The organism is Accumulibacter sp. (assembly GCF_016789985.1).
GTDB lineage: Bacteria > Pseudomonadota > Gammaproteobacteria > Burkholderiales > Rhodocyclaceae > Accumulibacter.
In genome coordinates this window covers 1-6,281 of record NZ_JAEUOL010000021.1, presented here as the reverse complement: position 1 = coordinate 6,281, position 6,281 = coordinate 1, and the positions used below count along the sequence as shown (strand labels likewise).

At 62.0% G+C, this 6,281-nt stretch carries 7 protein-coding genes; 2 read left to right on the top strand and 5 right to left on the bottom strand.

Annotation, left to right across the window (positions count from 1 at the left end):
- From JNK99_RS01240 to JNK99_RS01220, 5 genes are all read right to left on the bottom strand, one after another.
- On the bottom strand, positions 1 to 554 hold a 554-nt coding region (locus JNK99_RS01240), incomplete at its 3' end, for a branched-chain amino acid ABC transporter permease (RefSeq protein WP_291847449.1).
- On the bottom strand, positions 551 to 1,585 hold the full coding sequence (locus tag JNK99_RS01235; RefSeq protein WP_291847446.1) for a branched-chain amino acid ABC transporter permease: 1,035 nt from the start codon (positions 1,583 to 1,585) through the stop codon (positions 551 to 553). The genes JNK99_RS01235 and JNK99_RS01240, both read right to left, overlap by 4 nt.
- A gap of 159 nt (positions 1,586 to 1,744) precedes the next feature.
- Positions 1,745 to 2,899 carry an ABC transporter substrate-binding protein gene (locus JNK99_RS01230; protein WP_291847443.1) on the bottom strand — a complete coding sequence of 385 codons (1,155 nt, stop codon included), beginning with the start codon at positions 2,897 to 2,899 and terminating at the stop codon, positions 1,745 to 1,747.
- A 94-nt stretch (positions 2,900 to 2,993) separates the two neighbouring features.
- Positions 2,994 to 3,767 carry a TSUP family transporter gene (locus JNK99_RS01225; protein ID WP_291847441.1) on the bottom strand — a complete coding sequence of 258 codons (774 nt, stop codon included), beginning with the start codon at positions 3,765 to 3,767 and terminating at the stop codon, positions 2,994 to 2,996.
- A gap of 6 nt (positions 3,768 to 3,773) precedes the next feature.
- Positions 3,774 to 4,535, bottom strand: coding sequence for a methyltransferase domain-containing protein (locus JNK99_RS01220; RefSeq protein ID WP_291847438.1), 762 nt, complete (start codon positions 4,533 to 4,535; stop codon positions 3,774 to 3,776).
- Between the two features lie 191 nt (positions 4,536 to 4,726).
- Here JNK99_RS01220 and rfbA point away from each other — a divergent pair, with 191 nt between their 5' ends.
- Both rfbA and JNK99_RS01210 read left to right on the top strand, forming a co-directional pair.
- Complete coding sequence (rfbA, locus tag JNK99_RS01215; protein ID WP_291847435.1) at positions 4,727 to 5,608, top strand: glucose-1-phosphate thymidylyltransferase RfbA; 882 nt, start codon at positions 4,727 to 4,729, stop codon at positions 5,606 to 5,608.
- A gap of 382 nt (positions 5,609 to 5,990) precedes the next feature.
- Positions 5,991 to 6,281: Gfo/Idh/MocA family oxidoreductase (locus tag JNK99_RS01210; RefSeq protein WP_291847432.1), on the top strand; the 291-nt coding region annotated here is incomplete at its 3' end.

The window sequence follows — 6,281 nt, the reverse complement described above, 5'->3', positions numbered from 1 at the left end:
ATGGCCCGCCCCTCGCGCGAATCCAGCAGGTTGCGCGTCGCGAGAATGAGAACCAGCAGGACGGCCCAGATCAGGTAGAAGAACTCGCGGCCGGATCTGATTTCGCGGTCGAGGACATGCAGCGGAGGAATGCCGGTGATTCCGGTGTGGCCACCCAACGCGTCCAGGTTGCCGAACAGATAGTACAGGCTGATCCCCCAGGCAATCGTGCCCAGCGGCAGGAAGTGCCCTGACAGGCGCAGGGTGACCAGGCCAAGCGTCAGCGCGACCACGGCGGTGACCAGCAAACCGGTGGGCAGCGTCAGCCACGGCGAAACCCCATAGGCGGTGGTCAGGTAGGCCGAAGCGTAAGCGCCCAGGCCAGCGAAAGCGGCCTGCCCGAAGGAGGTGAGTCCGCCGACCCCGGTGAGCATCACCAGGCCAAGGGCGACGATGGCGTAGAGGCCGATGTAGTTCAGCAACGTGATGTGGAACTCGGGCAACACCAACGGCGCCACGACCAGCGCGCCAACGAAAAGCAGAAGCAGAAGGGTCGACCAGGCGCTGCGCTTCATCCCTCCTCCACATGCTGAGTCTTGAGCGATCGCCAGAGCAGTACCGGAATGATCAGGGTAAACACGATCACCTCCTTGAAGGCACTGGCCCAGAAAGACGAATACGATTCCAGGAGGCCGACCAGGACGGCGCCGGCGGCGGCCACCGGATAACTGGCCAGGCCACCGATGATGGCGCCGACGAAACCCTTCAGACCGATCAGGAAACCCGAGTCGTAGTAGATGGTGGTGATCGGCGAGATCAGGATACCGGAGAACGCTCCGATCGCTGCCGCCAGCGTGAAGGACAGCATTCCGGCCAGGTTGGCGGAGATGCCCATCAGGCGCGCACCGGTGCGGTTCATCGCCGTGGCGCGCAAGGCCTTGCCGTAAAGCGTCCGCTCGAAGAAAAAATAGAGGCCGACGATGAGCAGCACGCTGGCCACCAACACCAACACCGTCTGCCCCTGCAAGGTGGTATCACCGACCTCGAAGCTGACGTCGGTGAACGCCGGAGTGCGCGACCCCTCGGCGCCGAAGAAAAACAACCCGAGCCCGATGAGCGTGACATGAACGGCAACGGAGACGATCAGCAGTACGAGCACCGACGCTTCTGCGACCGGCTGATAGGCCAGACGATAGAGCATCGGTCCGAGCGGCACCACCAGCATCAAAGCGAGCAAAACCTGCACCGGCAAAGGCAGACCGGCCGACGAGACGGCCAGCAAGGTCGCGGCAAGGAGCAGCGGCGCTCCACAATTGACCAGCAGGATGAGCGGCAACCGTCGGTAGCGTCTTTCGCGCAGCGCCGTCGACCCATCAATCAGTGCGATCAGGGCACCCATCGCCAGAAGCAGCCAGACGGTGCCCGGCAGTCGGTCGGCCTGCAGACTGGCCAGGCTGAGGGCGCCGAGGGCGACGAACTCGCCCTGCGGAATGAAGATCACTCGCGTGACCGCGAAAACCAGTACCAGGGCCAGCGCCAGCAGTGCGTAGATGGCGCCGTTGGTGACACCATCCTGGCCGAGCAGCAATGCAATCTGCAAATCCATCAACACTTCCCAGTCGCAACGCCGTCCGCTGCAAGGCTGACTGCACGTCGCCGGAGCGCTGGTCCTGCATGCCGCCAGCGAGTTGGGTGCATATCCCCCGCCGCGCGCGTTGGCAACCAGGCGTAGCCAGGCGGTGCGCCCGCCGGCGCGCCGTAATCCCTACTGCACCAGCTTCCAGGTGCCCCCTTCGATCTTGACCATCACACGAGCGCGCTGGTCAAAACCGAGATGATCCTGCGGACTCATGTTGAACACACCATGCGCAACGGTGAGGTTGGTCGTTTTCTCCAGGGCATCGCGCAGCGCCCTGCGGAACTCCGGCGTACCGGGTTGCGCCTTCTTCAGCGCCTCGGGGGCGGCGCTCGCCAGCAACTTGCTGGCATCCCAGGCGTGCGCGCCGAACGTCGAGACACTGCTCCTGCCATTGACTGCCTCATACTTGTTGACGTATTCGAGCGCCGCCTTCTTGATCGGGTTGCTCTCCGGCAGTTGAGCCGCCACCAGCACCGGGCCGGCCGGCAGGTAGGTTCCCTCACAATCCTTGCCGCACACACGCAGGAAATCCGCGTTGGCCACCCCGTGCGTCTGGTAGAGCAGTCCCTTGTAACCCTTTTCTTTCAACGACTTCTGCGGCAGTGCAGCGGGGGTTCCGGCTCCACCCACCAGAACGGCGTCCGGTCTCGCCGCAAGGATCTTCAGTACCTGACCGGTCACCGAGGTGTCGGCGCGATTGAAGCGTTCGTTGGCGACGACCTGAATCTTGCGCAACTCGGCGATCTTCGAAAACTCGTTCCACCAGCCTTCACCATAGGCGTCGGCAAAACCAATGTAGGCCACCGTCTTGACGTTGTTGTTGCTCATGTGCTGAACGATCGCCGTGGCCATCTGCGCGTCGTTCTGCGGCGTCTTGAAAACCCATGCACGTTTGGCGTCCATCGGTTCGATGATCCGCGCCGAGGCCGCCATCGCGATCATCGGCGTCTCCGCTTCAGCGACCACGTCGATCATCGCCAACGAGTTGGGACTGGTCGTCGAACCGATCACCAGGTCCACCTTGTGCTCGGCGATCAGCTTGCGGGTGTTCTTCACCGCCGTGGTCGTATCGGAAGCATCATCGAGCACGAGGTAGTTGACCTTCTGGCCGGCAATGGTCACCGGCAACAAGGCAAAGGTATTCTTCTCGGGGATGCCCAGCGAAGCCGCCGGCCCCGTAGCGGAAAGCGTGACGCCCACATTGATATCCGCCTGTGCGCTGGTGCCAAGCGCCGCGCCCAGAACAGCCAGCAGCATGGCTATCGATAACTTGACCCTCATGGTTCCTCCCGACATGGTTTTTCTGGATTGACGCCTGGATCGACCGCCCTGCGTCAGCTGCCCATTGTGCGGCCATGGGCAGTGCGAGACAAGCCTAAAAGAAGGTATCGTATGCGAATTTGACGATAAACAGGCTCACCACACACAAAAAGACCCGCCTCACGAAAGCACTTCCATGGCGCAGGGCAAGGTGCGTACCGAGAAAGGAGCCGAACACATTGCAGCCGGCCATCAGCACGGCCAGCAACGGGAGAAAATGACCGTGCGGGATGAAGAAACCCAGGGCAGCCAGATTGGTCGCGACGTTGACCACTTTGGCAGCCGCCGAGGCGTGCAGGAAATCGAAGCCAAAGAAGCGGATGAACAGGAAGATCAGGAAACTGCCCGTCCCCGGACCGAAGAAACCATCGTAAAAACCGATCACCCCGCCGAGTATCAGAGCATAGACGAATTCCCGCCGCCCCTTGTGTTGTGGTCTATGCAACCCCCCAAAGTCGCGCCGCACAAAAGTGTATGCCGCCGCGCCGATCAGCAACAGGAGGATCAGCGGGCGCAGCACGGCCGGTGGCAGCCAGGCAACCGCCAGGGCGCCGAGGTAGGAACAGGCAAAGGCGGCCAGAGCGGCGGGCAGCGTGGTCCGCCAGGGCATCTCGACCCGACGTGCATAGCGCCAGGCCGCGCTGCTTGTTCCGAAGACGCTGGAGAACTTGTTGGTGCCAAAGATGGTTGCCGGCAGCTCGCCCGGCAACGCATTGAACAGCGCCGGGATCTGGATCAGGCCGCCGCCGCCGACCACGGCATCAATGAACCCCGCAAAAAGGGCGGCGACCGACAGGCCGATCGCCAGCGAGTAATCGATGCCCACCATCAACCTTCAGCGCTGGGCGACCAGGAACAGGCGCTTGAAAGGAAACAGCGTCTGCCCATCCGCCGTCGGCGGATAAGCCACCTTGAGGCGTGCCCGATAGATCGCCAGGAATGCCTCTGCCGCCGGCCTGTCCAGCCGTGTCAGGTAGGGTACCAGGGTTGTCCCTTTCATCCATTCGCTGATTGCATCGTCCCCAGCGAGCATCTGCCAATAGGTGGTTTCCCATAGATCGAGTTGGCGGCAACCCGGCATCAGCAGGTTGCGATAGGCGGCCGGCGACAGAACGCTCCCCATGCGCACCCCGCTGAGCAACTCCCGCCAGGCGGGCTCTCCCGCCAGTTCGCGCAGGATGCGATGCGACGGCGCGCTGAAATTCGCCGGCATCTGAACCGCCAGCACGCCACCCGCACCCAATTGCCGAAACAGCCGAGGGAACAGTTGCTGATGATCGTCCAGCCAGTGCAGCGCGGCGTTCGAGAAAATCACATCAGGCGGGGTACTGGCCTGCCAACTGGCGATGTCGGCCCGCTGCCAGGTGATGCTCGGAGCCGTCGCCGCCGCTCTGGCCAGCATGACCGCATCGCTATCAATACCGATCAGCCGGGCACCCGGCCAGCGCTCCGCCAGCAACTGCGTGACGTTGCCGGGGCCGCAACCGAGATCGACGATGCAGCTCGCCGGGAAACCGTCCAGCCGCGACAGGAGATCGACTGCCGGCCGGCGGCGAGCGTCATCAAATTTTAGGTATTGTTCGGGATGCCACGCCATTTGCCAATCACCTCTCGCCGATCGATGGCGCCAGACAAACGCCAGTAACGGATGGTACCGCAGCTCGAAGCCGAGGTTCCGAGAGAGTGCCGCGTGACGACGGCAGCACCCGGCGGCGCACGGCCAACCTGCCCGCACCACGGTCAAAAGGCCTTAAACTCACGAAAATCCTGTTGCTTGGAGACTTCTTCATGAAACGCAAGGGCATCATTCTGGCCGGAGGCTCGGGCACCCGCCTGCATCCCGCCACCCTGGCGATCAGCAAACAGCTATTGCCGGTATTCGACAAACCAATGATCTACTACCCGCTGAGCACGCTGATGCTGGCGGGAATCCGTGAAATCCTGATCATCTCCACGCCCCAGGACACGCCGCGCTTCGCACAACTGCTGGGCGACGGATCGAGTTGGGGCCTCGACCTGAGCTACGCCGTTCAGCATAGCCCCGATGGACTCCCTCAAGCTTTCATTATCGGCGAGCAGTTTCTGGCCAACCAGCCCTCGGCCCTGGTGCTCGGAGACAACATCTTCTACGGCCACAGCTTCCAGCAACTCCTTGCACGGGCAAACGACCGCGCCCAGGGGAGCAGCATCTTTGCCTACCACGTCCATGACCCCGAGCGTTATGGCGTCGCGGAGTTCGACGCTCGCGGCAGAGTACTCAGCCTGGAGGAAAAGCCCAAAGCCCCGAAGTCCAACTTCGCCGTGACCGGTCTCTACTTCTACGACAATCAGGTGGTAGACCTGGCCAAGAGCCTCAAACCATCACCACGAGGTGAGCTGGAAATCATCGATCTCACCCGCCTCTACCTCGTGCAGGACCGACTCCAGGTAGAGTTGATGGGTCGCGGCTATGCCTGGCTCGACACCGGAACACACGAAAGCCTGCTGGGAGCAGGACAGTTCATTGCCACCATCGAGCACCGCCAGGGCCTCAAGGTCGCCTGCCCCGAAGAAATCGCTTTCCGTCACCACTGGATCACCGCCGAACAACTCGAAACGCTGGCTCAACCGTTGACCAAGAGCGGCTACGGCGAATACCTGATCGCCCTGCTCAAGGAAAGGGTTTCTTGAGCCCGCAGCATCCTTAGGTATCACCGGCGAGCCCTGACGGCCCAACGACAAATCAGGGGCGGTGGTGGCTGATCCGCTCCCCGAACGATGGATATCCTTGAACAGCCCGACCCACGAAGGTATCATCCAGGGTTTCTACTGGCATCTCCGGTGAGGAATTGAAGGCAGCATGGAGTGGTCGCTGGACAGTAGCCCGGCGAGCAGTGCTTTTTGCCGGCCGCGGCCGGGACGCCACGCCGGGTGAGCCCGCCCAGAATCCTGCCAAGCCAGGCGAGCCACCCGTGACAGAAAAGGCCCGCGCGGAAGGTTCATTTTTCTGGACCGCGACCTCCTCATTACGACTCGATCACCAAGAGCCGCAGGACAATGCGACGCCAATCGCATGATGCGATTTTTCCTCAATGATTTCGATCAACTGCAACAGGAAGGGCAAGAGATGTTCAAGACGGTTCAAGGGCGCCGGATCCGCGTCGGCCTGGTTGGCTGTGGGCGCATCGCGAAGAATCATTTCGGATCGATCGAAGCACATTCCGGTGATCTTGAACTGGTCGCCGTGTGTGATAACGATCGTGCCGCCCTGCAGGTACACCAGGAGAAGTATTCGGTCAAGGGGTATGCGCGCATGGAAGACATGCTGCGCAATGAAGAACTCGACGTGGTCGCGCTGTGTACA

Bases quoted from the DNA above. Each gene is read 5' to 3' on its own strand.
- JNK99_RS01235 (WP_291847446.1), bottom strand. From the start codon at position 1,585: ATGGATTTGCAGATTGCATTGCTGCTCGGCCAGGATGGTGTCACCAAC.
- JNK99_RS01230 (WP_291847443.1), bottom strand. From the start codon at position 2,899: ATGAGGGTCAAGTTATCGATAGCCATGCTGCTGGCTGTTCTGGGCGCG.
- JNK99_RS01225 (WP_291847441.1), bottom strand. From the start codon at position 3,767: ATGGTGGGCATCGATTACTCGCTGGCGATCGGCCTGTCGGTCGCCGCC.
- JNK99_RS01220 (WP_291847438.1), bottom strand. From the start codon at position 4,535: ATGGCGTGGCATCCCGAACAATACCTAAAATTTGATGACGCTCGCCGC.
- rfbA (WP_291847435.1), top strand. From the start codon at position 4,727: ATGAAACGCAAGGGCATCATTCTGGCCGGAGGCTCGGGCACCCGCCTG.